This window comes from Microcoleus sp. PH2017_28_MFU_U_A (assembly GCF_020738035.1).
Lineage (GTDB): Bacteria > Cyanobacteriota > Cyanobacteriia > Cyanobacteriales > Microcoleaceae > Microcoleus.
Genome location: NZ_JAEQCX010000047.1, coordinates 1 through 26,683, shown reverse-complemented (window position 1 = coordinate 26,683; position 26,683 = coordinate 1). Strand labels below are relative to the sequence as shown.

The 26,683-nt window shown below is 44.8% G+C and carries 33 protein-coding genes; 14 read left to right on the top strand and 19 right to left on the bottom strand.

Features of this window, described 5'->3' with window-relative positions; genetic code table 11:
• Nucleotides 1-32: 32 nt before the first annotated feature.
• From JGK14_RS11720 to JGK14_RS11710, 3 genes are all read right to left on the bottom strand, one after another.
• Complete coding sequence (locus JGK14_RS11720; RefSeq protein WP_293176199.1) at nt 33-419, bottom strand: tautomerase family protein; 387 nt, start codon at nt 417-419, stop codon at nt 33-35.
• Nucleotides 420-586: 167 nt separating this feature from the next.
• Nucleotides 587-910: a hypothetical protein gene (locus JGK14_RS11715; RefSeq protein WP_293176197.1), complete on the bottom strand. Its 324-nt coding sequence runs from the start codon at nt 908-910 to the stop codon at nt 587-589.
• Between the two features lie 197 nt (nt 911-1,107).
• Nucleotides 1,108-2,043, bottom strand: coding sequence for a class I SAM-dependent methyltransferase (locus tag JGK14_RS11710; RefSeq protein ID WP_325315089.1), 936 nt, complete (start codon nt 2,041-2,043; stop codon nt 1,108-1,110).
• A gap of 373 nt (nt 2,044-2,416) precedes the next feature.
• On the opposite strand from JGK14_RS11710, the gene JGK14_RS11705 reads away from it, so the two are divergent.
• Entirely contained in the window at nt 2,417-3,328 is a 912-nt protein-coding gene (locus JGK14_RS11705; protein ID WP_293176193.1) for a hypothetical protein, read from the top strand.
• Between the two features lie 313 nt (nt 3,329-3,641).
• Here JGK14_RS11705 and purU read toward each other — a convergent pair whose 3' ends face one another.
• The 4 genes from purU to JGK14_RS11685 all read right to left on the bottom strand — a co-directional run bounded on the left by purU (nt 3,642) and on the right by JGK14_RS11685 (nt 6,499).
• Nucleotides 3,642-4,496 (bottom strand): formyltetrahydrofolate deformylase, encoded by an 855-nt coding sequence (purU, locus tag JGK14_RS11700; protein ID WP_293176191.1) that lies wholly within the window; start codon nt 4,494-4,496, stop codon nt 3,642-3,644.
• Nucleotides 4,497-5,081: 585 nt separating this feature from the next.
• The gene (locus tag JGK14_RS11695; RefSeq protein WP_325315088.1) at nt 5,082-5,447 is read right to left on the bottom strand and encodes a DUF6745 domain-containing protein; all 366 of its coding nucleotides are present in this window, start codon (nt 5,445-5,447) and stop codon (nt 5,082-5,084) included.
• Nucleotides 5,395-6,219, bottom strand: coding sequence for a DUF6745 domain-containing protein (locus tag JGK14_RS11690; protein ID WP_325315087.1), 825 nt, complete (start codon nt 6,217-6,219; stop codon nt 5,395-5,397). Before JGK14_RS11690 ends, JGK14_RS11695 begins: the two co-directional genes overlap by 53 nt.
• A complete protein-coding gene (locus tag JGK14_RS11685) occupies nt 6,206-6,499 on the bottom strand; it encodes a hypothetical protein (RefSeq protein WP_293176189.1) in 294 nt (97 codons plus the stop codon). The genes JGK14_RS11690 and JGK14_RS11685 overlap by 14 nt, the downstream gene beginning before the upstream one ends.
• Before the next feature lie 296 nt (nt 6,500-6,795).
• On the opposite strand from JGK14_RS11685, the gene JGK14_RS11680 reads away from it, so the two are divergent.
• Nucleotides 6,796-7,002, top strand: a complete 207-nt coding sequence (locus JGK14_RS11680; protein WP_293176187.1) for a DUF6887 family protein — start codon at nt 6,796-6,798, stop codon at nt 7,000-7,002.
• Between the two features lie 92 nt (nt 7,003-7,094).
• Here the strand turns inward: JGK14_RS11680 and JGK14_RS11675 are convergent, their stop codons facing one another.
• From JGK14_RS11675 to JGK14_RS11665, 3 genes are read right to left on the bottom strand one after another with little or no spacing between them, the layout of a single operon-like run.
• Nucleotides 7,095-8,825, bottom strand: coding sequence for a leucine-rich repeat domain-containing protein (locus JGK14_RS11675; protein ID WP_293274370.1), 1,731 nt, complete (start codon nt 8,823-8,825; stop codon nt 7,095-7,097).
• Nucleotides 8,826-8,880: 55 nt separating this feature from the next.
• Complete coding sequence (locus JGK14_RS11670) at nt 8,881-9,462, bottom strand: Uma2 family endonuclease (RefSeq protein ID WP_293274368.1); 582 nt, start codon at nt 9,460-9,462, stop codon at nt 8,881-8,883.
• Between the two features lie 25 nt (nt 9,463-9,487).
• Nucleotides 9,488-12,319 carry a diguanylate cyclase gene (locus JGK14_RS11665; protein WP_325315086.1) on the bottom strand — a complete coding sequence of 944 codons (2,832 nt, stop codon included), beginning with the start codon at nt 12,317-12,319 and terminating at the stop codon, nt 9,488-9,490.
• Nucleotides 12,320-12,825: 506 nt separating this feature from the next.
• Here JGK14_RS11665 and JGK14_RS11660 point away from each other — a divergent pair.
• From JGK14_RS11660 to JGK14_RS11640, 5 genes are all read left to right on the top strand, one after another.
• Nucleotides 12,826-13,521 carry a class I SAM-dependent methyltransferase gene (locus tag JGK14_RS11660; RefSeq protein WP_293216245.1) on the top strand — a complete coding sequence of 232 codons (696 nt, stop codon included), beginning with the start codon at nt 12,826-12,828 and terminating at the stop codon, nt 13,519-13,521.
• 302 nt (nt 13,522-13,823) lie between these two features.
• Nucleotides 13,824-14,369, top strand: coding sequence for an RNA 2'-phosphotransferase (locus JGK14_RS11655; protein ID WP_293216247.1), 546 nt, complete (start codon nt 13,824-13,826; stop codon nt 14,367-14,369).
• Between the two features lie 71 nt (nt 14,370-14,440).
• Nucleotides 14,441-15,649, top strand: coding sequence for an AAA family ATPase (locus JGK14_RS11650; RefSeq protein WP_293191152.1), 1,209 nt, complete (start codon nt 14,441-14,443; stop codon nt 15,647-15,649).
• A gap of 288 nt (nt 15,650-15,937) precedes the next feature.
• On the top strand, nt 15,938-18,130 hold the full coding sequence (locus JGK14_RS11645) for a PAS domain S-box protein (protein WP_293176173.1): 2,193 nt from the start codon (nt 15,938-15,940) through the stop codon (nt 18,128-18,130).
• A 180-nt stretch (nt 18,131-18,310) separates the two neighbouring features.
• On the top strand, nt 18,311-18,604 hold the full coding sequence (locus tag JGK14_RS11640) for a TIGR03792 family protein (protein ID WP_293149554.1): 294 nt from the start codon (nt 18,311-18,313) through the stop codon (nt 18,602-18,604).
• Between the two features lie 177 nt (nt 18,605-18,781).
• Here the strand turns inward: JGK14_RS11640 and JGK14_RS11635 are convergent, their stop codons facing one another.
• Nucleotides 18,782-19,102: a type II toxin-antitoxin system RelE/ParE family toxin gene (locus JGK14_RS11635; protein ID WP_325315085.1), complete on the bottom strand. Its 321-nt coding sequence runs from the start codon at nt 19,100-19,102 to the stop codon at nt 18,782-18,784.
• Nucleotides 19,099-19,365: a hypothetical protein gene (locus tag JGK14_RS11630; protein ID WP_293216253.1), complete on the bottom strand. Its 267-nt coding sequence runs from the start codon at nt 19,363-19,365 to the stop codon at nt 19,099-19,101. The genes JGK14_RS11635 and JGK14_RS11630 overlap by 4 nt, the downstream gene beginning before the upstream one ends.
• 26 nt (nt 19,366-19,391) lie before the next feature.
• Here JGK14_RS11630 and JGK14_RS11625 point away from each other — a divergent pair, with 26 nt between their 5' ends.
• From JGK14_RS11625 to JGK14_RS11615, 3 genes are read left to right on the top strand one after another with little or no spacing between them, the layout of a single operon-like run.
• Nucleotides 19,392-19,526, top strand: a complete 135-nt coding sequence (locus JGK14_RS11625) for a hypothetical protein (RefSeq protein WP_325315084.1) — start codon at nt 19,392-19,394, stop codon at nt 19,524-19,526.
• A gap of 23 nt (nt 19,527-19,549) precedes the next feature.
• Nucleotides 19,550-19,885: a DUF5674 family protein gene (locus JGK14_RS11620; RefSeq protein WP_293197080.1), complete on the top strand. Its 336-nt coding sequence runs from the start codon at nt 19,550-19,552 to the stop codon at nt 19,883-19,885.
• Nucleotides 19,882-20,235, top strand: a complete 354-nt coding sequence (locus JGK14_RS11615) for a hypothetical protein (protein ID WP_293197081.1) — start codon at nt 19,882-19,884, stop codon at nt 20,233-20,235. The genes JGK14_RS11620 and JGK14_RS11615 overlap by 4 nt, the downstream gene beginning before the upstream one ends.
• 95 nt (nt 20,236-20,330) lie before the next feature.
• On the opposite strand, the gene JGK14_RS11610 is transcribed toward JGK14_RS11615, so the two are convergent.
• The 5 genes from JGK14_RS11610 to JGK14_RS11590 all read right to left on the bottom strand — a co-directional run bounded on the left by JGK14_RS11610 (nt 20,331) and on the right by JGK14_RS11590 (nt 22,268).
• Nucleotides 20,331-20,789 carry a type II toxin-antitoxin system VapC family toxin gene (locus JGK14_RS11610; RefSeq protein WP_293205616.1) on the bottom strand — a complete coding sequence of 153 codons (459 nt, stop codon included), beginning with the start codon at nt 20,787-20,789 and terminating at the stop codon, nt 20,331-20,333.
• Nucleotides 20,789-21,031, bottom strand: coding sequence for a hypothetical protein (locus JGK14_RS11605; RefSeq protein ID WP_293197083.1), 243 nt, complete (start codon nt 21,029-21,031; stop codon nt 20,789-20,791). The genes JGK14_RS11610 and JGK14_RS11605 overlap by 1 nt, the downstream gene beginning before the upstream one ends.
• Nucleotides 21,032-21,071: 40 nt before the next feature.
• Nucleotides 21,072-21,308: a hypothetical protein gene (locus JGK14_RS11600; protein ID WP_293205614.1), complete on the bottom strand. Its 237-nt coding sequence runs from the start codon at nt 21,306-21,308 to the stop codon at nt 21,072-21,074.
• 72 nt (nt 21,309-21,380) lie between these two features.
• On the bottom strand, nt 21,381-21,734 hold the full coding sequence (locus JGK14_RS11595) for a hypothetical protein (protein WP_325315083.1): 354 nt from the start codon (nt 21,732-21,734) through the stop codon (nt 21,381-21,383).
• Between the two features lie 78 nt (nt 21,735-21,812).
• Complete coding sequence (locus tag JGK14_RS11590; protein WP_293205610.1) at nt 21,813-22,268, bottom strand: hypothetical protein; 456 nt, start codon at nt 22,266-22,268, stop codon at nt 21,813-21,815.
• Nucleotides 22,269-22,490: 222 nt separating this feature from the next.
• Between JGK14_RS11590 and JGK14_RS11585 the strand changes: the two genes are divergently transcribed.
• From JGK14_RS11585 to JGK14_RS11575, 3 genes are all read left to right on the top strand, one after another.
• The gene (locus tag JGK14_RS11585; protein WP_325315082.1) at nt 22,491-23,870 is read left to right on the top strand and encodes an NB-ARC domain-containing protein; all 1,380 of its coding nucleotides are present in this window, start codon (nt 22,491-22,493) and stop codon (nt 23,868-23,870) included.
• Between the two features lie 147 nt (nt 23,871-24,017).
• Nucleotides 24,018-24,494 carry a Panacea domain-containing protein gene (locus tag JGK14_RS11580; RefSeq protein ID WP_325315081.1) on the top strand — a complete coding sequence of 159 codons (477 nt, stop codon included), beginning with the start codon at nt 24,018-24,020 and terminating at the stop codon, nt 24,492-24,494.
• Nucleotides 24,475-24,918, top strand: a complete 444-nt coding sequence (locus JGK14_RS11575; RefSeq protein ID WP_325315080.1) for a hypothetical protein — start codon at nt 24,475-24,477, stop codon at nt 24,916-24,918. Before JGK14_RS11580 ends, JGK14_RS11575 begins: the two co-directional genes overlap by 20 nt.
• Before the next feature lie 194 nt (nt 24,919-25,112).
• Here the strand turns inward: JGK14_RS11575 and JGK14_RS11570 are convergent, their stop codons facing one another.
• Together JGK14_RS11570 and JGK14_RS11565 are read right to left on the bottom strand one after the other, a co-directional pair.
• Nucleotides 25,113-25,247, bottom strand: coding sequence for a hypothetical protein (locus tag JGK14_RS11570; RefSeq protein ID WP_325315079.1), 135 nt, complete (start codon nt 25,245-25,247; stop codon nt 25,113-25,115).
• Between the two features lie 88 nt (nt 25,248-25,335).
• Nucleotides 25,336-25,554: a hypothetical protein gene (locus JGK14_RS11565; protein WP_293210443.1), complete on the bottom strand. Its 219-nt coding sequence runs from the start codon at nt 25,552-25,554 to the stop codon at nt 25,336-25,338.
• 127 nt (nt 25,555-25,681) lie between these two features.
• Between JGK14_RS11565 and JGK14_RS11560 the strand changes: the two genes are divergently transcribed.
• Entirely contained in the window at nt 25,682-26,512 is an 831-nt protein-coding gene (locus tag JGK14_RS11560) for a hypothetical protein (protein ID WP_293223783.1), read from the top strand.
• The last annotated feature ends 171 nt before the right edge of the window (nt 26,513-26,683 follow it).

Here is a 26,683-nt window from a genome sequence, read left to right as displayed (position 1 = left end):
CGACCGCTTTGTTGTAAGTTAAGAGCGATCGGCTACACTTCGATTTTATAATTGAGTTGATGTTCGTCACCCGGTAAGCCTCGAAAACCCCAATTGTGTTTCGGATTCTCAAAAATCGTGATTTCTAAATCCTGTGTGGAAATTCCAAACGGCTGTAATCGCTCAAACAATAAACGCATCAACTGCTTTTTCATTTCCACACTGCGTCCTTCAATCATGCTCACCTCAATGATAGTGTAACGTTCTGTGCGCGCTGTAGGATAAAAGAAATCAGAGGAGTCGAACAGAAAGAATCGATGTGAACGTTTATCCGGTGGATACTGGAGTGCATCTACGACACAGGAATTAATGACATCAGAGAGTTGGGGCTTAATGGGATGGAGATGCTCTCTCAAGCCGGATATTTTGACCTGTACCATAATTCTATGTATGACAACAACTCTCTATTAAAACCTAATTGCCGCGCTTGAATTTGTCAAGATCACATAAATTTAAGGGTGCCAATAAGTTGGTAGTGAGGACTTCAGTCCTCATAGTTTTATGTTTTCTGAGGACTGAAGTCCTCACTACCAACCTGGATCTGACATCATGCTATGAAAATCCCAGCAACCTTGTCTCCATTCATAGTCATGCGTGCCACAAATTCATCTCCACCATCTGCAAAACTCAGCTTCCACAAATAAATCTGAAAACCATCTTGTGTCAACTCACCAAAATAACTAATTGAATATCCATTTTGCAGGCGCGAACCGAGTTCATCGCTAACATTATCAAACATTTCTTGTGCAATTCCCGTTTTGTAGTCTGCATCGCCCACCGTGGTAAACAGCTCGTAATTTTTTGAGGCTGTGGCATCCAAAATAACCTGCAAACAATCAATGACCTTTTGAGGGGGGGCTGTCGGGTTCATGATGATATCCTTTTTTTAGGTTTCTCTCAACACGATATAGCTAAGACTGCTGTCTAAGTATTAATTTTACCACATTTGCGATCGCATCCAGTTTTAGAGCCTCATTGACCGCCAACATTTTTGACATTAAAATACAGTAGGGACACAGCACTGCCGTGTCCTACCCAAGCATCTCAAATACAGTCAACTAAAAACCGCTATATCGCCTCAGCAACAATAGTCCGGTGTCTGAGAGTATTGCAAGTGATTGTCGGCGCCGCAAAACCCGAATCAACCAAAGCCTGCTCAATATCCAACCCAAAATACTGATCCAAATAAGGCTCCGTACTCTTGAGCAAAGTCAAAATATAAGGAGGCATTTTGGCATAAACTTCCGACTGAGGATTCATATCCATAATTGTCAAATGTCCGCCAGCGCGTAGCAAACGCCTCGCTTCCCGGAATACTTCCTTAGAAGCTTTCTGGGGCAATTCGTGACAAACTAAACAAATAGAAACTAAATCAAAAGAAGCCGTAGCTAAACCAGTAGATTCAGCAGCAGCGTGCACCCAAGTCGGAGATTTTTGATTAGAAAATTCTGCTTCTCGCTGTTGAGAACGGTATTGAGCAACCGACAAAAAATAAGGCGACAAATCCACCCCAGTCATCTTTGCTTCCGGGTAAACATCCCCAAGCGCAAACGTACTCATTCCCACACTGCATCCCAAATCGACAATATCTTGCGGTGTTTGGGAAATTTGAGCTTTGACGATTTCGTGATAGCTAGCGCGGAGTTTAGCATCGCCTTCTGCACCCGCTTCTGGCCAAATTCCCGCATGAACTGCACGGGCTGCAACTTCAACTTCTGTGGCAGCTTCCCAACTCATATTACCTTTTTCGTAAGCGTGGAATGAAGTTAGATAATATTTCGGGTAAACCAAATCGGGATTTTCTACGCTGAGCAATTCTGCATCCCAATTTCGGGACAAAAGTGTTTGCGCTTCTTCTCGCCAATGCACTCCGATTTTTTCGGCTCTGTTTATCATCATTTCCCGCGCTTGGTGCTTGGCTAGAGCGGCCAAAGGTTTGATGGAGAGTACGCCATTTACTAAACGCGATGCTAATCCCGGAGTTTTGTTAACTGCAACAGTCATATTTTATTGTTTTCGATTTAGCGCTATCGATTTTAACACACTTGGGTCATTTTTACTTATTTGATATAAGGAAACTTTACAAGGTTCGTAGTGAGGAATGCGAGTCCTTTCTTGGATGCGGACTCGCATTCCTCACTACAAGCCAATCAAGGTTCGTAGTGAGGAATGCGAGTCCTTTCTTTGATGCGGACTCGCATTCCTCACTACAAGCCAATCTGTCCTTTCTTGGATGCGGACTAAAGTCCTCACTACGAACCAATCTGACTATTAGCATTAGATCTCAGATGAGATGGCCGGGAAATCTGGAATCGGATTTGTCGGAGTTGGAGTATTTGGAAGAACACTATCAAATATGGTTATTTAGGAGTTTGTTGTGAGCAAGTCAATTGTGGAATTGGTTGATAATTTGCCGGATTCTGGGATTACTGTGATGATGCTCAAATCCCTGGATTTTGTGGTTCCGGGAGAATGGAATAATTTATCTGGTTTTGATAATACTATTCGATCGCTCACAGGGGAAACCGATCGCGCTTTAGTGGAAAAAATTCGCGCCCGGGCGATCGAGCTTTACGCCAACTCCAACGAACCCTATCAAGGCGCAGTCAAGCTTTACCAGCTTGCAGACAGCGCTGACAGTGCCTTAGGAGCGACTGCTATGGCGAATAAAATCGGCGAAAAAATCGGCTTTCTGTCGTTTATGAGCCGCCTGACTCCCAAGGCTGACACCACTCAAACGATCGACTTATGCGTCAAAGTGGCGATCGAACTCATCGTCTTCTGCAAACTCAACAAAATTTCCCTTGACAACGTGGGAAGCTTTGCCAATTACTTATCAGAATACAAAAGCGAATCTCTAATGCGGATGGCTGCATTAGTATGCGCTGATGGCTTAATTCCCCTCGGCCCGGACTTTATCAAAGTAGCGCAAAATACCCTAAGCAGCTTAAATCCTGGAACCTTGCAGCAAAACTCAACCTTTCAAAACATCAGCAACCTAATTCCCGGCGCCAACAATGCCCAAAAATTCGGATTCGTGACAGCAACCTTCGCCTCAGCCCAAGGTTGGATGAACAATTTAGTGGTATCTCGCGGCTTAACTCCCGCCACAGTTTTAGGCAATCTCAAGCAATACGTCGATGTTACCGATGACAAATTGGATTATGTCGCCGCGTTTTTGGACATGACTACCAATTATTACGAGCATACCGGAATTCAGACGGTTGCTCGCCAATTGATCGATCGCGCTTACGCCGAAACATTATCCGCCCGGATTTCATTCAGTTGACAGTTGACAGTTGACAGTTGACAGTTGACAGCAACCTCTACCTGGAAGTCCGAGGATTGGAGCAATGAATCGTCTGATTTTAATTTCTCCCTAAAACGGAGACGCTTTCAATCAATTATTTCTGGTAATCTCGTGAGATTAATCAAATGCGAGGAGCTATTTCAGGCACCTCGCATCTTTCCAGGATTGCTTATTATCCGTCTTATAAAAATAGCTGGACAGGCAAGATGCCTATCTCACATTTTTGTTGTGGGATGGGCATCTTGCCCGTCCCCAAAATTAGAGCAACGCACTAGCCAATCAACTCAAAAATTCAAGCAAAAACAACAGTGCGATTGCCATAAACCAAAACACGATTTTGTAAATGATATCGAACCGCCCTTGCCAAAACAATCCGTTCTAAATCTTTACCTTTCCGAACCAAGTCCGACACTTCATCGCGGTGACTCACCCGCACAACATCTTGCTCAATAATCGGGCCAGCATCTAGATCGGGCGTCACATAGTGGGCTGTGGCACCAATAATCTTCACTCCTCTTTCATAAGCCCTTTCGTAGGGATTTGCACCCACAAACGCGGGTAAAAATGAATGGTGAATATTAATCACATTGGGGAATTTACTCATAAAATCTTGACTCAAAATCTGCATATATTTTGCTAAGACTACTAAATCAATGTTATATTTTTTGAGAGTATCTAACTGTTGTGCTTCTTGAATAGCCTTGTTCTCTTTATTAATGGGAATATACTCAAAATCGATACCATATTGTTCGGCAATGGGCTTTAACTTTTCATGGTTACTGATAATCAGGGGGATTTTCCCAGGCATTTCTTTAGAGCGTTCTCGCCAAATCAAATCTAACAAGCAATGATCTTGGCGGCTTACCCAAAGCGCAATCCGTCGAACTTCCTCAGAGAAATGTAATTGCCAATTTGCTTGTAAATCCTTGGCAAGTTCACTAAAAGCATCTGTCATGTCTTCAATGCTTAAGTCAAAACCGTCTAATTGCCATTCGAGACGACTTAAAAATAATCCTGCGGTAAAATCAGTATGGTGATCCGCGTGGATAATATTGCCATTATGGGAAGCGATAAAATTAGCAAGTAAGGCGACAAGCCCTTTGCGATCGGGACAGGAAATCAAAAGAGTTGCAGTAGGGCTAGTCATGATCTAATGGCAAGGGTATTAATTTTTAATTGATTATATCAGGTCGGTCGTCCTATGGAGCATCTCAGTTTTACTTTTGTAGTGCTGTCGCGAGCTGGTGACAGCTTGCACTGTAAAAAATGATTTTTGTTAAAATGAGATGTTTCCGGTTTGATGTCTGATATTTAATTGCCAGTGAGCTCCAGGTAAGCATCGCGAATTAAATAATTTACACATATTTGTGGGATGGGCGTCCCGCCCGTCTAGAAAGGACGGGCGGGACGCCCATCTCACAAGAACAATAAAAACTGTAAGTTATTTAATTTTCATTCGTTAGTATCAACTTTCTACGCGACTGCGGCACTATCCGGCAGGGGTTTAAACCCCTGCTTCATACATAGCGAAAGTCGGTTTCAACGGACTGATTTTAAACATAAATTAAGGAGAGTAAGAGCGCAATTTCATAAAATAGTGGCTGTTAATTTGTGGGGTGTTTTAATACTACCAGTCCGTTAAAACGGACTTTAGCTAAAAGCCCCGTGGGTTTAAACCCCTGGCGGGCTTTCATAAGGACGAACTAACTGACTTTTAGGTAAATAGAAATATTCAAGTTTGCACCGAAAACTCCTCCGGTTCAATTCCCCAGTTTACCCAACGAATTGCTTCTTGTGCAGAGGTCACATTTGGAGGAACTCGCAGCGCATGAACAAACCCCGTACTCGGACAGGTCATTTTTAACAAAAAAACTGGTAATGGCATCCCATCGGCGTCGAAATCGTCCTCAAAATCCATTTTTAACAGGGTATATTCCTGCCAAGTGTCTAACTCTGTGGCTGCTAGTTCTTGACAAATACGATCGCACCCGATGCCCTGAATTAACGCTCGCCGAACCTCTGCGTTGTGCTCCTTCAACAGCCATTTAGACTGCCACTCGCGGGGTTGCAGGCGGCCGTACCATTCGGGTAAAATCACGCCGTGATAGGCGTAAATCGCCAAACCGTCGGCAAATTGTACGGCGGGTGCTGCTTCCGGCGTGCAAGCGGTGGTTGTTGTCTGCGGAAAGTGCGATCGGCTTTTCGCACACTACACAAACTTTGTCATAGGGAAAAATCCAGCCGCAAGTCTTGACAAGCGATTGAAAAATTGTCCAGATATTGCCGTAGGAGTGCGCGCAATTCAACACAGAAATGCAAAAATCTAACAAACTCCCGCCACTAGCCCACAATTCCGGTTGAATGCAATTATCTAGTTGTTTGTTGAGATGGGTGTAGTGCAAATACCGGGCCCGCTGTCCCCTTAAATCGATCGGCAATTTGCTCGCTATTTCCATCGCTAAATGATCGCGCAGGGGACTCCACAGTTGGCTTTGCAGTTGGGTGTAAAGTTCATTTTCGAGTTGATTTTGCAGTTGACGTTTTAGCTGGTTTTCTAGTTGTCCGCGCAGACAAGTCAGCAGTTGTTTTTCAAGTTCGCTGCGAAGTTTGCTCTCTAATTGGCTCCGCAGGTGACTCCTGGGCTTGTCTGCGTGGCTGGCGATGATGTTAGCGGCTTGGTAGGGACGATCGCAAAAAATGATTTCCGGTGCTGGTTTGCCGATCGCCCTGTAAGCTAATGTAATAGTTTCCGCAGCTTGAGAGCGATCGATCGGGCCAGTCGAAAGTGCGATCGCCTTCCACTTGTCGCGATAAACTCGAATCAGAGCCTCTTGTGCTGGCGTGAGTTTTTTAACCTTAGTCTGCGACATACCTCCAGCCTTGGGGTTCGTATTCGCGCTGAATCCGCACCATCCAATTACCTTCAGGAATTGCGATCGCTTTGTGCTCTTCGTGACTCAATAAAGCTGTCGGCGAAAGCACTCGCAAGTACAGGGTGCCGTCTTTTTCGTACAGTTCAGCTTGCCCCTCAATAATCTGGTGAGAATGTCCGGTGACTTCACCTTCGGCGAGGGTGAGGTGAGGTTTTTTGTCACCTTGGATTTGCGGTACGGGGGTGAGAATTACGTCGCCTTGGCGAATGGGTTGCATAGGTTTTTATTAATTTTGGTTGGTGGTTTTGGTAAGTCGATCGGGCTTTTCTACCACTATTTTATACTACATTGGTAATACAGGAGCGTCAAGGGTGGCAATCCATGTTCCATAAGTCTTTGCTGTACTGATAGGGGTTAGGTTCGAGGGTGAAAGTGCGATCGACAATAGAAATGCTATAATTGATGCCAGTTTCGAGAAAGTCGCCTGGGTGGGGGCGGGTTTATAGATATTGTCGGTGTGAATGAAAGATTGTTGGTGAAACCCGCCCCTACATGAATTACGGTTAATTTACAATGAGCCAAGTAGATTATACTGCAATGGGCGATCGAGAATTGAAGCGTTATTTCCTGAAAAATCGCGGGGATAAAGCAGCACTGCAAGCTTACTTAGACAGGCGGAAAGAGCGATCGAATTCAATCATCACGAAAGTGGGAGATCCGGATTTCGATACTAAGATTGAGGCAGCCATTCGCCAGCAAATGAAAGAATATAAAGATTAGTCTTCAGTCCCTCGCTCGCTCGGACATTGTTTGTATAGATGCGGTTTCAACCGCCGACTCTTATCAACGAGGTTTCTAACTTCCCCAAAACTTCAAGTTTGCATCGAAAACTCCTCATAATCGACATCCCAATTTACCCAACGAATCGCTTCCCTCGCAGATTGCATATCGGGCGGAACTCGCAAAGCATGAATGAATCCGGTGCTCGGACAAGTCATTTTTAACAAATAAATTGGCTCTTTTTCATCGGTATCGAAGCCATCAATATCAGCATCGATTCTTAGCAGCGTGTATTCTTGCCAAGTATCTAAATCTGTTGCTTGCAATTCTTGGCAAATTCGATCGTAACCAATTCCTTGAATTAACACTCGCCTGAGTTCGGCATTTTCTTCTTCTAAAATCCAGGTAGCTTCCCATTGATTGGGGTGAATTTGTCCGTATTTTTCGGGCAAAGTTACGCCGTGGTAGGAGTAGAGTTTGTAACCGTCGCTAAATGCGATCGCGCTTTCCCCTTCTGCGTGGAGGCGGTACTCGCTGTCGAGGCAGAGTTTGGTTGGGCGATCGCACACATAGCAGACATTTTCAAAGGTCAAAATCCAGCCACATTCTACTAAAATCTGTTTGAGGCATTCCAAAGCTTTTTGTGCCTCTGGCTTCAAAACAATGCCCAAGGCAGAAACACAAAATTCAGCAACAGTGACAGCATCAACGGCATATCTCGGATTAACTATCGACATTAAGTGGTTCTTATAGTTAGAAAAGTCTGCTCTTAATTGTTGTTTAAGCTGTTCCTCCCATCTAAGAAAATATGAAGAAGATAGCTGCTGGAATTCTGTTGTGAATGTTAAAGGTAATAGTGGATCTTTTACTTGTTTTTTAAGTTGATCGATCAAATCATTATTATTAGATTTTTTCAACATGGGTAATTGTACTAATGCAGAGTGAGGGCCACTGCAAAAAGTGATTTCAGGGGCTTCTACACCGAGGAGTTCGTAGCCAGCTTTAAGGGCGGCTGCGGCTTTGCGGTAAGAGATGGGTTCCGTAGAGTGGGCAAGAGTTCCCCACGAATTCTCATAGGCTTCTATGAGAGCCTTCTGTTCAGGTGTAAAGTTTACATACAAAGAAGTCAAATTAGTCAGAGATTGCAGCAGTATGATGTCTGATATTCGATTGGAGTCCAGATTCAGATAAGTCAAATTTTTCAGAGATTGTAGCGATGTGATGTCTGATATTTGATTGCCCATCAGATCGAGATGAGCCAAATGAGTCAGAGATTGCAGGAGTGTGATGTCTGATATTTGATTGTAGCTCAGATTCAACTCAGTCAAATGAGTCAGAGATTGCAGTGGTGTGATGTCTGATATTTGATTGTTGTCCAGATTCAACTCAGTCAAATGAGTCAGAGATTGCAGTGGTGTGATGTCTGATATTTGATTGCGGTACAAATACAGCCTAGTCAAATTAGTCAGAGATTGCAGTGGCGTAAGGTCTGATATTTGATTGTTGCACATAGACAGCTTAGTCAAATTAGTCAGAAATTGCAGTGGCGTAAGGTCTGATATTTGATTGTTGTCCAGATTCAGCTTAGTCACATTAGTCAGAGATTGCAGTGGCGTAAGGTCTGATATTTGATTGTTGCCCAGCGATAGCTTCTTCTTTTTCCTACTTGACAGTATGCGGTTCGCTTCATTAATATCAGAAGTCCCAGCATAATTTAACAACATTTCAACAGTATGTCTGGCTTCGGGAGAAAGGCTTTTTTTGTGCAAGCACCAATCGGCAAAGCTGCTGAATTCTGCGGGATTGGGCTGTTGTTCTGACATGGCAATAAGATTTTAAATTTTTTACGAAAATAAGAATTCTTGGTCAACTTTTCCTCTAAACCCCAGAAATCCCGCGCCGAAACTCCTTAACAGCTTCAATCCTTGAAGCCATCAGCAAGCACCGAGACAGCAGGTTAATATCTAAATCTGGCAATATTTCACTTTGAGCAATTTTTTCATAGCCGTGCGATCGCAAATGATACAGACCAAATAATCCATCCTCCCAAAACCAAACTTCCGGTACTCCCAAGGCTTGGTAGCGATTCAACTTGCTCTCTCCCCCACTGGTAAATACTACTTCGATGGCAAGATCGGGGGTTTTACCTGTTGATTTTCCAATTAAAAAAGATTCATCAGCTTGTACTGAGACTTCCTGTCCTTTCTCTTGAGTAAAGCTACCCAAAGGGTTAAACTCGATGTCTTTTTCCACAAAGTAGTCCATCAGCAGACCTGCGATCGTCCTGCTGAATGATTCGTGTTCTTGCGAAACTGCCAAAATTTCTACCTCGCCTTTGAAATAAAACAGTCTGATACCGGGGGAGTCGGAGAATCCCTGTTCGATTAGTTTAAATTGTTGCCAATCAATCCCGGAGTGAGTTAACCGTTGGTCTTTGGGCTTATCTAATATTAGTGTCATGGCGCGACCTCCTTTAACTATTATATTATCCTAGAAATGCGGCAACCGAAACCCGATCGCGCCCAGCAGCTTTCGCGCGATACAGCGACTCATCGGCGATCGCAATTAACGTCGCCGGCTGCGACATCGGCGCCGGAATGCAGCAAGCCACACCCAAACTCAGCGTGACATATTCGCTGACAGCAGACTGCGCGTGAAGTATCTGCAAATCCCGCACCTGTTGGGCGATCCTTTCAGCAACGCAAGCCGCACCTTCAATATCCGTATTCGGCAAAACTACCGCAAATTCTTCTCCACCGTAACGCGCAACTAAATCAGCCGATCGCTTTACCGAACACTGCAAAATCTGCGCCACTTGCCGCAAACACTCATCCCCTGGTTGGTGGCCGTAAGTGTCGTTGTAAAGTTTGAAGTAATCGATATCGCACATAATCAATGACAGCGGCGCTTCTTCCCTCGCCAAACGCCGCCATTCCGTATCGAGATAATCATTAAAAAAGCGGCGGTTTCTTACCTCAGTCAAACTGTCGTAAGTTGCCAAATACTGCAAGGCTCGATTCACTGTTTCTAACTGCCGTTTCTGCTGCTGCAACTGGCGGTTGAGCACCGTCAACTGCTGTTCGGCTGCGTGGGTTCTGAGCAAATTTCTGACCCTCGCCAACAGTTCCCTCTCGTCAAAAGGCTTGGAAATATAATCGTCAGCACCAGCATCCAAACTTTCGATCCGAGCTTCCATGCCCGATCGCGCTGTCAAAAAGATTACCGGAGTCGAACTCAACTCCGGCGTCTTCCGAATCTCCTTGAGCAAATCCAGTCCGTTTTGTCGGGGCATGATTTGGTCGCTCAAAATCAAATTTGGCTGCAAACTTTTGGCTTTTTCTAAACCTTCAACCCCGTCTCTTGCCACCGCAACTCGATAGTACGGACTCAATAAAGTTTGGAGGTAAGCCAGCAGAGAATAGTTGTCTTCTACTACCAGCAACAGCGGTAATTCTCGGCTGTCAGCCGTCAATTGTCCGCCATTATTTTTGTCGTCACAACTGTTAGAGTCCGGGAGCGGGGCGATCGCCCCAACATTTCCCGCGTCTGAGCAGCCAAATTCACTCATCCCTGCCAATTGGACGATCGCGCTTACCAACAGATTCGCCTCCACCGGCTTCGACAAATGCCTCTGAAACCCCGCAGAGAGGGCCGATGCCGAATCCTCCTCACGGACGCCTCCCGTCAGGGCCACCGCCGGCAGCAGTTCCCTTTGCTCGGACATTTCCATGGCTCTGATGCGGCGGATCAAATCGGAGCCGTCTGTTTCCGACACCGCCATATCGCTTACCAACACGTCGGGCCGCGACTGTTCCAACTGCGCCATCGCTTCGCAAGCGCTACCCACCGCTGTTACCTTGGCTCCAAATGCTTCCAGGGCAGTTTTGAGAAATTCCCGAATCTCGGCGCTGCTTTCAACTACCAGCACTTGCTTTCCGGCTAAGGGTTTGGGAACCGATTCCGCGTGGTTTTCGGTGCGGCCGATCGCGCTTTTGCGATCGTCGCGCGAATTGTTGCTGTGCGCTACGGGTAGCAGCACCCCAAACGTCGTCCCCATACCCAGGCCGGGACTGGAAGCCCAAACAGTTCCCCCGTGCAATTCCACCAAATGCCGCACAATTGAGAGCCCCAACCCGAGCCGATTTTGTTCCTTCGACTGAAAGCTATCTCCGGGGCGGAAGTAGTCAAAGATGTGCGGCACAAATTTGGGTTCAATCCCGCAACCGCTGTCGCTGACCCGAATCAAGGTACCCGACTCTGTAGGCTCGATCCGCACTTCAACTGGGTCTGGTGTCGATTCTGGGGTGAATTTGATGGCGTTGGCCAGGAGGTTCCAGACTATTTGCTGCAAGCGCTCTACATCGGCCACAACGTAGCTGACGCCCGGGTAGAACTGTGTTTCTACGCGGAGGTTTTTGGCCTCGGCGGCGGGGCGGACGGTCTCAATAGCCGATTCTATGACAGATGGGAGGTGAACCCGAGCCAGGTTCAGGCGGACTTTCCCCCGCAGCAGCCGACTCAAATCGAGGAGATTGTCTATTTGGCGGTTTTGCAATTTGGCGTTGCGCTCGATGATTTCCAAAGCGCGGTTGGTGGTAGCTTCGTTTAACTTGCGCGATCGAGCTAGCTGCACCCATCCCAAAATCGCGCTCAGGGGCGATCGCAGTTCGTGTCCCGCAATGCCCAAAAAATCGTCTTTGGCGCGGTTGACTGCGGCTTGGGCTGCTTCTACGGCTTTGCGATCGGTGATGTCAAATCCGATCGCCAAATACTGACAGGGTTTCCCGTTAAAGTCCAAAAGCGGAACTACTGCTGCATACACCCAATAATCGCTGCCATTCTTGGCTTGGTTCTTCATTTCTCCTTGCCAAACTTCATTTTTGGCAACTGTTGACAGCAGATTTTTGATTAATTCCGAAGACTTATATTCCGAATGGAGGATGCAAAAATGGCTGCCTATTAGTTCAATACGCGAATAGTTAGAGATGCTGCACAGTCGATCGCTGACATAATTGATAATTCCTCGGGCGTCGGTTCTCACCGCCAGTGCCGATTGGTCGATCGCTACTTTAAAATCTAAACCTTCTTGCAGCGACGAATCTAGTTCTTTTATCGTAGAAATTTGACTGAGGCGATCGCGCCGCTCCTGGCTCCGCTCTTGAATTTCCATTGCTTCTATTGTCCCCTGATGACTGACACCTAATCTACTCGCATCCTGATTAATTATCACTGTTTTTTCCGCACCGGCAGGTGTAATATTTTGTATATTTTTATTTTCATGAATGCTCGGCAAACAGCACATCCACTCAGGAGTCATACCATTTGAGATTCGAGATTTTAGATGAGGAATGAACAAGAACTATCGGGGTTGGGGATAGCTGCCTACAGTGGCACTATTTTGGAAAACTGGAGTCACCTGAAATTTTATTTGAAGTTTAGACTAAAATTGGTCAATCTGAAGACAGATTTTCTCAGATCTGCCCGCTGGGCCGCTGGCTGCAAAAACCCAACTTTTTTCTGAAAATTACCCTGCCGCATCTGGCACAAAATCTCTGCCCCAGGCTTTCGACTCTCCCGCATTCTGCCTCATCTCCACATCCCAGATATATTTGCAGGGCTTGACAGTTCCCAAATAATTGGCTGAGAAATGGCTAACAAAGTCTGTGTTTTGCGATCGTCAGCAACTTCAGTTAAATTATTTTCTCCTACCTCTTGACAGGTCTGTAAATGTTTTGTATTATAAAATGTAATACGACATTTAACCAAAGAGCAGCCCAACTGCATTAACGCACTCAACCATTAAAAGTTTGAGGAAAAGTTTCTGTGAATTTATCTATGAATTTAGACTTAGTACGCGAGCAATTTGAACAAAGAGCATTTGATTATGACGGTTTAATTCCCCGCCTCATTCCGCAGTATCGCGAGCAACACGAAATAATATTGCAATTAATTGATTTTGAAACCCATGCCAACATAAAAGTTCTAGATTTAGGTGCGGGAACTGGCATACTGTCTGCAATGATTTTGCAAGCATTTCCTCAAGCAAAAGTCACAGCCTTCGACATGGCGGAAAATATGCTAAAAGTTTGTCAAACTAACTTATCCGCTTTCCAAGAACGCCTGACATTGCAGCAGGGAAACTTCGCCGAAGATGATTTCGGCAGCGGCTACGATTTAGTAGTTTCAGGGTTGGCAATCCACCACCTCGACGGCGAACAAAAAAAACAGCTATTTCACAAACTTTTTCACTCAATGAATGCCGGGGGAATCTTGCTAATCCGAGATATTGTCACAGGTGCTACCCCAAAGCTAACCGAGCAATACGAACATTTGTGGCGGCAGTACATAAAAGCTAATGGAGAAGACGATGCAGCGTGTTTTAACAGCTATCTAAAAGAAGATATTCCTTCCTCTGTGGAAGAGCAAACAAAGTGGCTAGCAGCAGCGGGTTTTGCAGACGCAGCTTGCCACTGGCGCCATCTCAATTTTGCTATTTTTGGCGGAATTGTCCCAAGGTAGAAGGCAAAGTTTTTCTAAAAAAAATACCCCTTAATAAAGGTACGTTGTTGGGCTTTAGCCCTCTTTCGACATATATATAAAGAGGGCCCAAGCCCAACAACGTACCTATCTCTTTCCCAACAATAAAACCACGCTGCTTCTTAAGGGGGATTTAGGGGGAGTGAGATTCAGCTATAAACGAGAGATACAAAAAAAATCATACTTGAGTTGACCGCATAATTTCACTCAATCCCTCTCCCAGTAAAAACAGATTAAATAAACCCGATATACCCACAAAATAACTCAATAAATTAAGTAAAAGGATGAACGATTCCCGATTAATAAAAATTAGCCGATATCTCAGCAAACACCTGCGCCACGCGCCCTCGCGCATCGGCATTCAACTCGCGCCGGGGGGCTGGATTGCTGTTAGCGAACTCCTCGATGCTTGCCAAAAAAATAACTTTTCTGTTCAGCTTTCCGAACTCAAGGAAGTAGTCTCCCAAAACGACAAACAGCGCTTTTCCTTCGACTCGACAGGCACTCTAATTCGGGCCAACCAAGGACACAGTATAGACGTTGACTTGCAGTTAGAACCTGCTGTTCCCCCAGATATTTTATATCACGGAACAGGTAAGACTGCCGTCGAGTCTATTCTCAGTGAAGGAATTCGGAAAATGTCGCGGCATCACGTTCATTTGTCGGCGGACATTCAAACAGCCCGTAAAGTAGGTGCCAGACACGGCATCCCGGCAGTCTTGATTGTAGATACCGCAGCAATGCAATGCGACGGCCATACATTTTACTGTTCGGATAACAAAGTTTGGTTGGTAGATATGGTGCCGCCCAATTATCTAAAAGTATATTGAGAAAATCCTGTTTGGTTCTAGCAAGTGTGCGGCAAATATTTTAAAATAAGAGTAACTAGGAGTTTTACAAGATGAGTGCGGAAGATATGGGCGATCGCGACAACAATTTTAATCAAAACAACCCTCAAAATCGAGGGCTGCTAGGATCGGGCTGGCGACCTCTCTACCGTCAATTTGATTGGGAACACCTGCTGCACTTAGCATCTAGCGACCCTGTAGAACTCGCTCAAAAAACTTTAGATGCAGCCAGCGATATCGCCGATGCCATGGGACGACACCAGTATACTTGGTGGGCGAATATCTTAAATGTATTTTCGGAAAATACTCGCTACGAAATAGACGAGTTTTGGGATTACATTACTCCGCAGCCAGTTTACCCGGATTACCGTTACAAAGATGTTTTAGTCACCGAAACGCCTGTTGTTCAATTGGTCAGCCGCGCTAGCATTCCCATCGACTACGTTCTCAACAAACTCCAAGAGATTGCTGTTTTCAAAGTTCTGGATTTGCTGGGGAAACCGGATGTGATTACCCAGTTTTTTATGGAACGGCATTTTTCTTATCCGCGGGAGCGATTTGTTAGCTGGGAACGCTTGGAAGTTTTGGGTACTGTTTATGCTTATTGGGGACAAGCAGGCTGCTGGCTGCAAATTGACAGCTACGACAGGGGTCGGCGGTGCTACACTCTGATCTGCAAAGATATTGCGCCGTTAGTTAGCAAGGCTACTTATAATTTAGCGGTGATTCTCAGCGGGTACAAAAGCCGTGTCGGACAGGTTCACAGTTACTTCCCTATTCGGACTTTTTCTGCGGAAGTTCAAAGTTTTACTGATACTGTTCAGCAGGCAATTCTCGACCAAAATCAGTTGGCTGTGTTGGTTAGTGGCGAACCGGGGACTGGCAAAACTGCTTGGACTCAAGCGGTAGCAAAGGAGATTTTAGTGCCGCTGGGTTATGTGATCTTTATCTTAGATCATGATGCTGTGGAAAATTTTGTGCCGCCGAGTTATTTGGAGCGGATTTGCATTATTATCAACGAGGCTGATAATTTGGCTCAAGATCGATCGACCGCAGCGGCCCAACGCAGTAACAAAACTGAACATATTTTGAGTTTGCTGGATGGAACTCTGTATCAAAGCGTGATGGACGAGCACGGGATTCAATTTCAGCAGAAACTCGTAGTGTTACTCACTTGCAACACGATTGAAAGATTAGATCCTGCGATGCTGCGGAAAGGAAGAGTGGATTTTACCAGTGAATTTACGCACAAATTTGTTTGACGAGGCACGTAAAGTCTCACACACTTTGGGCGATTCACGAAGAGGGATAGCATTGCCGCGCGTACTGCTGCGCCACCTCAAATGTTGAATAATTATGAGGAAATTTCCTGAATGTCAAAGTTTCGGGAACAATTTATTAAGTACCTATGGACACATCCCCTAAAAAATGATATTACTGATGGGTGAGACCCTCCAAGGGTATCACCCAAAACAGCCAATCAGGGGAAGAGTGTTTTAGGTCTGAAATAGATTTTTCAAACTTGACAGCTATGGAGGAAATCCCAAATCGTGCAAACTAAGCCAGTTAAGCAAGAAATTCGACTGGGAAGGTATGCCGGGGGGAAAATCCCGATCGCCCACCAACCCCCTGATGCAGCCATGTCCGAAAATAAAGAGGGATTTCGGCGGTTTGTGGAGCGCTCCGCCGACGCCGTGGCAATGGTAGATTGTGAAATGCGCTATCTGTCGGTTTCTCGTCGCTGGGAAACAGATTGCGGGTTTGGTGGCGGTGAGGCCCTTGGTCGGTCTCATTGGGAATTGTTCCCAAATCTCCCGGAATATTGGCACCAAAATGCTCGCGCTTGTTTGGCGGGAGTTTTGGAATATAGCGAGTTTGTCGTAGGGCAATCGCCCGTATCTGTAGCAGGAAAAATCGAAGTTGGGGTCAGCGCTTCGGAAAAATGGGTATTTTTGCCGTGGAAAAATAACGAGGGTGCGATCGGCGGTTTGATCCTGTTTGCCGAAAAGATAACAGAAAGAAATTTCTACAATATATGGAGGCCCGGTGGCAAAAGCCAGCAGTTAGAAACAAAACTACAACTAACTCAAAATGCCCTCGACAATGCTGCTGATACAGTTTTTTTTACCACCTCCGACGGTCAAATTTGCTATGCGAATAAAGCGGCTTGCGATCGAGGAGGTTACTCGGAATCGGAACTGCTAAACCTGAGATTGAGCGACATCGATTCGCAATTGTCAGCATCGGATTGGCCAGATCGCTGGGTTGAACTCAAGCAGCAAAACAACCTTACTTTTGAAACCAGTTATAGAACTAAAAACGGCACCAGTTTTCCCGTCGAAGTTCAAGTCAATTATTTAGAATACGACGGCTGCGAATACTGCTGCACGATCGCCCGCGACATTTGGGCTCGCCTCGCAGCAAAATCTGCGCTTTTAGAGGCAAAAGAGCAACTTCAAGCCGTCTTGGATGCGGTGCCCGGATTAGTTTCTTGGGTAAGTTCCGATTTGCGCTACTTGGGAGTAAACCGACATTTAGCTTCCGCTTACCAAATGCCTGCGGAACTATTTACAGGTAAAAAAGTAGGTTTTTTAGATACAAGTCCCAAATTTAACGACTTAGTATACGATTTTTTTGTCGGCTCGAACCATAAGACCTCTCAAGAAGTAACAGCGAGCATCAGAGGAGAAAATAAAACTTATTTAATTGTGGCTCAAAAATATCAAAAAAATACGGCAGCAGTATTTGTGGGATTGGACATTACAGAAAGCAAACAGTCTTTGTTGGCTTTGCAAGAATCGGAAGAACGCCTGCGCCAGCAAGCGGCAAAATTAGAGCGGACGCTGTTAGTTTTGCAGCAAACTCAAACTCAACTGATTCAAACAGAAAAGATGTCATCTCTAGGGCAGTTGGTAGCAGGAATAGCGCATGAAATCAACAATCCAGTTAGTTTCATTTCTGGCAACGTCAGCCACGCCACTGGCTACATTCAAGAACTGCTGCGTTCGATCGACCTTTACCAAAAAAATTATCCCGATCCAGCTCCGGAAATTCAAGATTTGATGGAAGAATTAGACTTAGACTTCATCAAAAAAGACATACCAAAACTGCTAAATTCAATGAAAGTCGGTTCGGAGAGAATTCGGGATGTTGTGCGATCGCTCCGCTTGTTCTCGCGTACTGACGAACCTGAAATGAAGCCTGCGGATATCCATGAAGGTTTGGACAGCACTGTGCTGATCTTGCAAAATCGCCTCCAAGCTAAAGGGGGACGGCCGGGTATTTCTCTAGTTAAGGAATACGGGAATTTGCCGCGAGTCCGCTGCTATCCGGGACAGTTAAATCAAGTGTTCATGCACTTGTTGACAAATGCGATCGACGCTTTGGAAGCAGAGGGAAGAAATCCGGAAAAGTATGGTACAATCCAAAATCAGTCTTTGCTGTCTGCCGGTAGCTCGGGAACTGAAATATTCAATCCCGAAATTCGGATTCGGACAGAAGTGATAGGGGAGAGCGAAGTGGCGATCGCCATTAGCGACAACGGCCCTGGAATGACTGAAGAAGTTCTCTGCCGTATCTTTGACCCTTTATTTACCACTAAATGTCAGGCCACGAGCACAGGTTTGGGATTGGCAATATCCCAACATTTGGTAGTAGAAAAGCATGGTGGTGACTTGCTGTGTATTTCTCGTCCGGGAGAGGGAACTGAGTTAATCGTTAAAATTGCGATCGGTAACGATTAATCGATTCGATCCAAACCTGGAATTATTTGAGGGTGCTTTTCCTATCAGAATGTGGCGACTAAGGACTAATGTTTTTTCACTAAGTTTTGTAGGTGCGTCAGGAATGAATCTTATACGAGATACCAATCATTTTTTGCCTGAGGCACCCTACAAAATCTACAATCTAAAATCTAAAATAATATGGTAATTGAATGGCTGAGATTTAAAGTACCTCGCGAAAAATGGGAACAGTTTATTCTGCGAGATGAAGAAGTTTGGACGGCCGGACTCAAAAGTTTTCCCGGTTATTTGGGCAAAGAAGTTTGGGTGGATGCGGTGGAAAATGAGGTGCTGATGTTGATTCGCTGGGAAACTAGGGAACAGTGGAACTCGGTGCCGCAAAGCACAATCGATGAGTTGGATGCTAAAATGGGGGATTTGCAAATGCCGATCGTCGAAAGTCGCGAATATCAAGTTCGCAAGTTTTTGCATTAGTATCGCAACTCGTACAATCATCGCAGTGTTTGGTATTTGGTATAAAGGGCGATCGCTCTTTCATTTTAGGCGATCGGTCGTCAGAAACAAGAAAGGGCGATCGCACTCCGTACAATGATCGCAGTGTTTGGTATTTGGTGTGAAGGGCGATCGCTCTTTATTGACTATTTGATGCGATTACTCTGGTGGTTCAGTACCTAAAGGAGCTTGATGACGGTGACGAATGTGTATTATCGCGACGGTATCGCCCTCCACCACAAACAGAATCCGATGGGTTCTTCCTTTACCAACCCACAGTTGTCGAATTTCCCGACCAATTATGGCAGCTTCGGGTGCAACTGAGCAACGGTAAGGAAACTGCTGCAAGGATGCGATCGCGTCTTGGATATCGTAGTACCACTGATTTGCGATATCAGCACTCAGATAATCGCACATCCAACGGTAGGCGGTTTCAATTTCTTGAAAGGCAGGTGGCTGAATTAGAACTTGATAACTCATAGACGGGGAGGAATGTTGAACTGCTGTTGTAGCGCTGTCATGGCTTTCTCGGCTGGGATTCCTTCACCTCGATCGAAGCTTTCGATCCCTTTGCGGATGCCGATGATAGCTTCGAGGTAGTCGATACGCTCTAGCAGTTGTTCGTAGGTATTGAGTTGGGGGTGTGGAGGCGATTTGAGCGATCGCACCAAACTGAGAAGATCCGCAAGCAGTTCGTCAGGGGTGCTATCGATTTCTTGGATGAGGAGTTCTTTGATAGTCATCGCGGCATCTCAGGAGGATTGATACTTTGATTATAACAAGTGTCGATCGCTCTTTTTTAACTCAAGCATCGCGCTCCGTACAACGATCGCAGTGTTTGGTATTTGGTATGAAGGGCGATCGCAACTCGTACAATATCACACTGTTTGGTATAATGTTATAACTGAATCTAAAACATAGACAGAGATGATTAATCTGATTCAAGAGCGTGCGACTCAAGAGCAACTTGAAGAAATGTTAGAAATCCTTAACAGTTATATTAAACTAGCAGTGGATATCGAACGGGGAATTTTGGCAGGTGGTGGAGAACTTCACGCTGATTGCGAAGCTGTGTTGCTTGAAAATGGAAGCAAACAGGTAGATATTTGGGGAGCAGATTGGTATCCGCTGACAGAAGAGGTAGGATATGAATCTCTAATCAATATCCGTCCCCGTCAAAACAATCGTTCGATGGAAATTCAAGATCCGATGATTCGAGAACAAGTTGCTCAGATCGTTCAACAGTTATTAGGAGGATTATGAGAGATTGGAATGCTTTAAAGGAACGCTATTTGCGAGACGAATTACCCATTCGTTTGGGAAATTTAGCATCGAATTTGGCACGAATTAAATCTCGATGTCAAAATGTAGCTAATGGCGCAATAATTGAAAGTCTGCTGCAAGAAAGTAAGCTGTTTATTGAATGGACTGCTCAAGATGCAGAGATAGAAATAGCTGCTGAGTTAGTTGAGTTGCAGATTCAGTTAGCTTGCTGGCAGTATTCTTGGGCAGGGATTTGGGAGGATGCGGAACAACGAATGAGGGTTGGAGAAGAGGGAAGGATTTGGTCAGAAAAAGTGCTGAATATGTCGGGTTTATTGGCTGGGAATTAGATAAATGCGATCGCTCTTTCATTTTAGGCGATCGGTCGTCAGAAACAACAAAGGGCGATCGTTCTTGATGCGCGATCGGGCGAGATCCTTCATCCTTACTCTGGCGATATTAAAATCCAGGATTCCAACTCAAATGGCTGAACTGATTTAATACGCTGGAAATCTCGATCTGCTGTCACTAAGGTGAGTTGATGCTGGAGTACAACGGCGGCAATCCACAGGTCATTTTCGCCGATGCCCAATTGAGTCATGTTGGTTCTACGGCGCTGGGCTTTGTCTTTTGGGGCGTAGCGATCGAAAACTGCCGCTTTGAGGTTGCCGTAAATTTCGGCGGTTGTTTCGTCGATGGGGTAGATGTATAGCCCAAGCAGAAAGCGTTGAACTAGGGCAAGATTAGCCTGTCGTTGTTGCGATCGCGCGGCCATGTCAATCAGTTCACCCTTGACAATGGTGCAGGTGGCGATCGACTCATCCCCAAGGTTGGCAAGGCGATCGAGTATTTGAGTGTTGCCTAGTAAGGCATAGCTACAATGGTTGGTATCTAGGAGAAACATTATTCAAAGGGATTGGGGCTGTAGTCAAATTGTGCTTCACCGCGTGAATTTTGGACGGCTTCTAGACATTCATGGAAGTCGTCGCCTGACCAAGTGCCGATTGTCTTGAGGTGAGCGAGGAAGGATTTAGCAGATGTGATAGAAGGTTTGGTGGAGAGAGATTTCATGAAGCTGAGGGCTTCGACAAGCCTTGTGCTGGGCAAAGCTTCGATTGCTTCCAAGAGTTGTTCTTTGATGGTCATAGGGTGTGCTGGGGTTCTTGACTTACGGGCGATCGCTCTTTCATTTTAGGCGATCGGTCATCGGAAATAACAAAGGGCGATCGATCTTGGTAGAATCATCGTACTGTTTGGTATTTGGTGTGAAGGGCGATCGCTCTTTCGTTTTAGGCGATCGCTCGTCAGAAACAACAAAGGGCGATCGCTCTTGATGCGTGATGGCGATCGCACTCCGTACAATCATCGCAGTGTTTGGTATTTGGTGTGAAGGGCGATCGCACTCCGTACAAACTACAAACATCACATGAGAATGCTAGAAATAGATAAGCTTGTGAGTAAAAAAGGTGTGCGCTGCCCACTCTACTAACCAATATTACTGTCGCCGATCACACCATGCTGCGATAGATATAGGGACTAAAAATAAAGATAGTAACGCGAAAAAGAAAAGATGGTTAGGAAAAAAACCTAATAATAATAACTTCCAAACAGTCAACCACCAAACAACACCAGATAATAAAAGCATCAAAACAAAGCTTCCATTTGAATAAGGTGCCTCATAACTGCTGCTTTCTCTCGCCATTTTAGCACGTCTTTCATTTTCATTTTCTTTTTCCTTTCTTTCATCTCCTGCTGCATACGCACAGGAGGAAGAACAATATTTTGTGCCGTCATGAAATCCAAAACCAGGTTCATAGTGTTGACGACAATATCTGCATACGTTAGACATATTCTTATTCCCTTAATGAACAATCTACCTTCTGAATCTTGAAACTAGGCGAATAGTTTACGCCTTCGTCATGACTAATCAAGGATGCACACAAAATATCCTCGTTCGCGACTGATTCATTCTGACTCTAGATGTACCTTGTTGAAGCTTACAAGCAGAACCCCAAGATGGTTCGATTTGTGCTTCTTTCTGCTCAGATTCTTCCCAAGATTCGCCGTAGTTTCCACCCGCCTCACCACTAACGACCTTCCCATCTGCCCCGACTTTTCCATTAACACCCCAGCCACCTGATGTATTTATGACGTATTTATACTTACACAAATGTTGAACAACTCTCCCATTCCTCATTTGTGGGGAATGCCAACCGCCTGAAGTTACTTGACGATTACCGATAACTTTTCCGTCTGGATAAGCATCTACGCAATAACGCTGAATGTCTAAAGCTTCCAGGCGCTCTGCTTTAGCAGGCAATGCGTTGAGTGCGGTTCCGAGTACCACCGAACTCACTGCCAAAAGTGAAAAGATTTTGGTCATTTTCATAGTGACTTTCCTGTACAAATTGATTAACTCATCGGAACCTTGATATTGTTACTGAAAAATTCAAGCTTTGTCGAGGTCAAAAAAGTTCAAGTTTGTTACTGTTTTTTTGACTGTTTCACTCTATCAAATCTATTTTTTGTACAAAAATGTAGATAAATGTACTAAACTGTTTCTGAATGTGAGCTATAATACAGAAAACTCATCTCTCTCTTCCTAATGAGCCTAAAAGAAGCCTTAAAACTTGCCGATCGCATAGTCTTCGAGAAAACTGGTCAACACCTAGACGACTTACAGGAAGCGGTACTCAAAGGCACTCTAGAGCGTGAGACATACAAGCACATAGCCAAAGACTTTGATTGTTCGGAAAGTAGTGTGAGGAAAGTGGGCGCAGAGTTATGGGAAATACTTTCAGAAGAGTTGGGGGAAGATGTTAGTAAATCAAATTTATCTTCGGCAATAGAGAGGTTGCAAGTCTCCTTGTTCTCATCAAATGTTGCACAAGACTCTGTGCAAATTAGGAATATTAATTATTGTGGAGAAGCTAGACACCCACCAGAACAAAGAAACTCACACCCACCAAATCAAGAAACATCTAACTCAAAACAAAGCAAAACTCTACATCAAGATTTAAGCGAAATGCCGGAGTTGGGTAATTTCTTCGATCGCACCCACGAACTCCAAACCCTCACAACCTGGATTCTACAACAAAACTGCCGCCTCATCACCCTCACCGGCATCAGCGGTATCGGCAAAACATCCCTAGCAGTACAACTCGTACAACAAATCAAAGACGAGTTTGAGTACGCAGTTTGGTACACCCTAGACGAATTTCCCACCATCGATAAATTTCAATCTAACCTAACACAGCTTTTTTCCCAGTCAGAAAACCTAGATTCATCCCCAACAAACCAGAAACGCTTACCACTAATTAAATATTTACAAAACCATCGCTGTTTAATAGTCTTAGATGACGTTCACAACCTTTTATGTAGTGGCGAATTAGCAGGAAAATATAAACCAAAATACGAAGAATATCGATCTTTATTCAAACAAATACAAAAATTATTCCATCAAAGTTGCTTTCTGCTAATCGGTTGGGAACCACCCAAAGAAGTTCCTCAACTCACCAGCGAAAATACTCCCATTCGTACCTTACAACTGACTGGTTTAGACACCGCAGCCGCACGGGAAATCCTCAGAGATAAAGGATTAACAGAAATCGATAATTGCGAAGCACTCATTCACCGCTACCAAGGCAATCCGTTATGGTTAAAAAGCGTGGCGACTTTGATTCAAGAGTTGGGAATCGGCGCGGCAGAGTTATTAATAGATGATACCATATTATTGCCAGAAGATTTGAAAGATGTTTTAGATGAGCAGTTCGATCGCACTTCCGAACTAGAAAAACAAGTCCTGTCATTGCTGGCGACAGAAAACCAGCCAGTCAACTTCGCCAAATTGCTACAACATGGACAAATATCATCATCAGATTTGCTCAACGCCTTGCAATCTCTATCGCGGCGCTGCTTGATCGAAAAACAGGCAAGTCTTTATACTCTGTCACCTGTACTGAAGCAATATATCAAAGGATTGTAACGGAGATGTTGCACCATTGTTAATAAACCTTTTATTTATTAGTCTGCGGAGGCAGACTTTGTTTGTGTAGAAGCGGTTTCAACCGCCAAATCATAAAGAGTGGTGACTGTGCTATCATAGAATACAAAACTTATTGAGTAGAATTATATGACCACAATAACTACAGTCACAACAGCCTCAAAACTCGCTGATTACTACATCTGGTTCGCCAATGACGTAGGCTCCTATCTCAGCAACCACAAGCTACAAAAACTATTGTACTATGCCCAAGCCTGGTATTTGGCATTTGAGGATACACCGCTTTTTGATGAAGATTTTGAAGCTTGGGTGCACGGGCCGACTATCCCGGCTTTATTTTACGAATACAAAGAACAATTTGACTGGAAGCCAATTCTCAAAGAAGTCGAAAAACCGGAGTTTCCAGAAGAAGTACAAGAGTTTTTAGACGAGTTATCCGATGATTATTTCTTTCGGGATGCTTATGAGTTAGAATTGATGGTGCGACGCGAAGATCCTTGGATTAATGCTAGAGGTGAGTTGCCAAGAGATGAACCTTCTCATGCTATTATTACGAAGGAATCTATGAAAAAATTTTACAAAACCCGTGTCATCGAAGAAGCATAAAAAAAGACAAGATACAGAGATTCGCAGTCAACCATCTTCGGCAAGGAGAGAGGTTGTCAATATCCAAATTCCCGAAGGAATTAGTTTTTCCTTCCGGTACTATCAGGATGATAAAGATAAGTTCTCCATTGGCGGTAGAGATGCTAAGTATCTAGCGTCTTTACTGAGAAGGCTGCGCGATTTGTCACAATTGAAAGCTCAAGAAATTATTAATAGCCAGAGTAAAAGCCTGCGCTGTCATGGAATTATCTGGCTAGATACAACTGAGCCTAATGGCTTCGGGATTCCCAATGAAGCTGCGCTAGTAAATGTTCCCTACCAGTTTCAAATATCTGCTAATGAATACGGCAGGGTGCATGGATTTTTTAGTGAAAATGTTTTTTATATTGTCTGGCTAGACCCAGACCACAATCTTTATAATTGAAATTATGATAAATTACCCACAGTCAGGACACTCAAGATGCCGTTTCCCTACAATTAATCGGGGTAGGGAAACGGCATCTTGAGTGTCCTCCGTTACTCCGAATCAAGAAACCGGGTTTTTTACCTAATCTGTGGCTGCTATGAAATATTATCGCAAAAAACCCGGTTTCTGAACCCCATGCGTAAGTCCTAATTTTAAGCAAATTTAGCAGAGAGAGCTGAAATAAAATTCACGCTTAAAAAGCCGACTGCTAGGACGAGGATGATAAAGATTGTGATACTGAAAATAGATTTAAGCCGATCGGCATTTTCGGGTTTTTCTGATTTCATTTGTCAAGTCTTGCTGTAAATTATATCCGAAAAATTGAGAAAAATTAAATTATACCAATGCACGAACAAAAACGCAACTACCGATCGCCTAAAAGCTTCGATCGCCCTCAGTAGGTGGCAGTTTTAATCTCAAATCGAAAAATGGAAAATCTAAAATCGACTGGCCTGTGCAGCAATTGTCGATCGCCTGCCTGCGATCGCGCCCCCGTCCTGTAAAATAGAGGGCGCCTTGGGGCTCAGCTTTTAACAGCCCCAATTGTGGGCGACAGCAAGACGGCTCGCAAATACATAATAATGTGTCAATCATCCTTAACTTACTGAATTAGGTAAAAATAGAAGAGTGCGCGGCAATAATCAAAAACATATAACTGAAAAAAGGATATAAATGAATGCTCCACCCAGTCTCGCAACCTTACCAACAACGAGAAAATACTATGACCCAAAGAGCCGTGCGGAAGCCAAACCCCTCTGTTAGAAACCGCTTGAGGCCAAGTTTTCCTCAAAGGCACTGGCTGGAGGTGGCAGAGTACGCCTCTCTGGCGGCCTCTGGTTTGGGTTCCTTGGCGGTGGCAGTGTCTGGTCAAGCTTTTTACGGGGTGGCTCCCCTAACCTTGGCTTTGTCGCTGAATGTGGCTAATCGGTATCGGTTCGAGCAGCAAGTGCGGGTTCATCAAACTTCGGAATTGGCCCAAGTACAAAAGTCTGTAAATAAGGTCGAAAAAACGGCGGTAACGGTAATTGTTAAATTGCGGAGGCATTTGTCAGCAGATATTGCAGCGCTGCGCCAGCAAATGGCTGCATTGCCTAGGAATGCAGCTTTTGAGGAGTCGATCGACATTGAGCGGCAATTGCTGAGTTTGGGAGAGTCGGTAGCTTCTTTGCAAGAAATTGTGGCGTCTGCTGTGCTCGATGTTCGCCAGCAGGTGAGGGAACAAATGCAAGATTTATCGGTGGGCCAACCGACAAATATCGAAGCTGTGGAACAGGCGATAGAACAACTGCAAAGTGCGATGAAGAGCTTGACAGAAACTGCTCTCACCCGAGATGACTGGGAATTAGTAAATACTCGATTTTTGGAAATCCAGAAAGTTATGGCTAATCTGCAAAGCCAAGTGCAAGCTCCTGCGTACCAATCGACTCCGGATTTGTCTGTAGTTCAAGCTCAAATTCACCGTTTGGAACACGAGCAGCAAGAAGTTGTCAAACCTCATCTCAAGCGCTTAATCTCGGTTGTCAAGGAGTTGCAGCACACACAAGACAGGTGACTGTTGATAGTTGACAGTTGACAGTTGGCAGTTGGCAGTTGACAGTTGACAGTTGGCAGTTGGCAGTTGATAGTTGATAGTTGGCAGGGGAGCATCTCAGTTTTGCATTTAATAGTGCGAGCGTCCCCGCTCGCGAGTATTGCAATACTCGCGAGCGGGGACGCTCGCACT

Bases quoted from the DNA above. Each gene is read 5' to 3' on its own strand.
- JGK14_RS11720 (WP_293176199.1), bottom strand. From the start codon at position 419: ATGGTACAGGTCAAAATATCCGGCTTGAGAGAGCATCTCCATCCCATT.
- JGK14_RS11715 (WP_293176197.1), bottom strand. From the start codon at position 910: ATGAACCCGACAGCCCCCCCTCAAAAGGTCATTGATTGTTTGCAGGTT.
- JGK14_RS11710 (WP_325315089.1), bottom strand. From the start codon at position 2,043: ATGACTGTTGCAGTTAACAAAACTCCGGGATTAGCATCGCGTTTAGTA.
- purU (WP_293176191.1), bottom strand. From the start codon at position 4,496: ATGACTAGCCCTACTGCAACTCTTTTGATTTCCTGTCCCGATCGCAAA.
- JGK14_RS11690 (WP_325315087.1), bottom strand. From the start codon at position 6,219: ATGTCGCAGACTAAGGTTAAAAAACTCACGCCAGCACAAGAGGCTCTG.
- JGK14_RS11685 (WP_293176189.1), bottom strand. From the start codon at position 6,499: ATGCAACCCATTCGCCAAGGCGACGTAATTCTCACCCCCGTACCGCAA.
- JGK14_RS11680 (WP_293176187.1), top strand. From the start codon at position 6,796: ATGAGCCAAGTAGATTATACTGCAATGGGCGATCGAGAATTGAAGCGT.
- JGK14_RS11675 (WP_293274370.1), bottom strand. From the start codon at position 8,825: ATGTCAGAACAACAGCCCAATCCCGCAGAATTCAGCAGCTTTGCCGAT.
- JGK14_RS11670 (WP_293274368.1), bottom strand. From the start codon at position 9,462: ATGACACTAATATTAGATAAGCCCAAAGACCAACGGTTAACTCACTCC.
- JGK14_RS11665 (WP_325315086.1), bottom strand. From the start codon at position 12,319: ATGACTCCTGAGTGGATGTGCTGTTTGCCGAGCATTCATGAAAATAAA.
- JGK14_RS11655 (WP_293216247.1), top strand. From the start codon at position 13,824: ATGAACGATTCCCGATTAATAAAAATTAGCCGATATCTCAGCAAACAC.
- JGK14_RS11650 (WP_293191152.1), top strand. From the start codon at position 14,441: ATGAGTGCGGAAGATATGGGCGATCGCGACAACAATTTTAATCAAAAC.
- JGK14_RS11640 (WP_293149554.1), top strand. From the start codon at position 18,311: ATGGTAATTGAATGGCTGAGATTTAAAGTACCTCGCGAAAAATGGGAA.
- JGK14_RS11635 (WP_325315085.1), bottom strand. From the start codon at position 19,102: ATGAGTTATCAAGTTCTAATTCAGCCACCTGCCTTTCAAGAAATTGAA.
- JGK14_RS11630 (WP_293216253.1), bottom strand. From the start codon at position 19,365: ATGACTATCAAAGAACTCCTCATCCAAGAAATCGATAGCACCCCTGAC.
- JGK14_RS11620 (WP_293197080.1), top strand. From the start codon at position 19,550: ATGATTAATCTGATTCAAGAGCGTGCGACTCAAGAGCAACTTGAAGAA.
- JGK14_RS11615 (WP_293197081.1), top strand. From the start codon at position 19,882: ATGAGAGATTGGAATGCTTTAAAGGAACGCTATTTGCGAGACGAATTA.
- JGK14_RS11610 (WP_293205616.1), bottom strand. From the start codon at position 20,789: ATGTTTCTCCTAGATACCAACCATTGTAGCTATGCCTTACTAGGCAAC.
- JGK14_RS11605 (WP_293197083.1), bottom strand. From the start codon at position 21,031: ATGACCATCAAAGAACAACTCTTGGAAGCAATCGAAGCTTTGCCCAGC.
- JGK14_RS11600 (WP_293205614.1), bottom strand. From the start codon at position 21,308: ATGTTTGTAGTTTGTACGGAGTGCGATCGCCCTTCACACCAAATACCA.
- JGK14_RS11595 (WP_325315083.1), bottom strand. From the start codon at position 21,734: ATGTCTAACGTATGCAGATATTGTCGTCAACACTATGAACCTGGTTTT.
- JGK14_RS11590 (WP_293205610.1), bottom strand. From the start codon at position 22,268: ATGACCAAAATCTTTTCACTTTTGGCAGTGAGTTCGGTGGTACTCGGA.
- JGK14_RS11585 (WP_325315082.1), top strand. From the start codon at position 22,491: ATGAGCCTAAAAGAAGCCTTAAAACTTGCCGATCGCATAGTCTTCGAG.
- JGK14_RS11580 (WP_325315081.1), top strand. From the start codon at position 24,018: ATGACCACAATAACTACAGTCACAACAGCCTCAAAACTCGCTGATTAC.
- JGK14_RS11570 (WP_325315079.1), bottom strand. From the start codon at position 25,247: ATGAAATCAGAAAAACCCGAAAATGCCGATCGGCTTAAATCTATTTTC.
- JGK14_RS11565 (WP_293210443.1), bottom strand. From the start codon at position 25,554: ATGATTGACACATTATTATGTATTTGCGAGCCGTCTTGCTGTCGCCCA.
- JGK14_RS11560 (WP_293223783.1), top strand. From the start codon at position 25,682: ATGACCCAAAGAGCCGTGCGGAAGCCAAACCCCTCTGTTAGAAACCGC.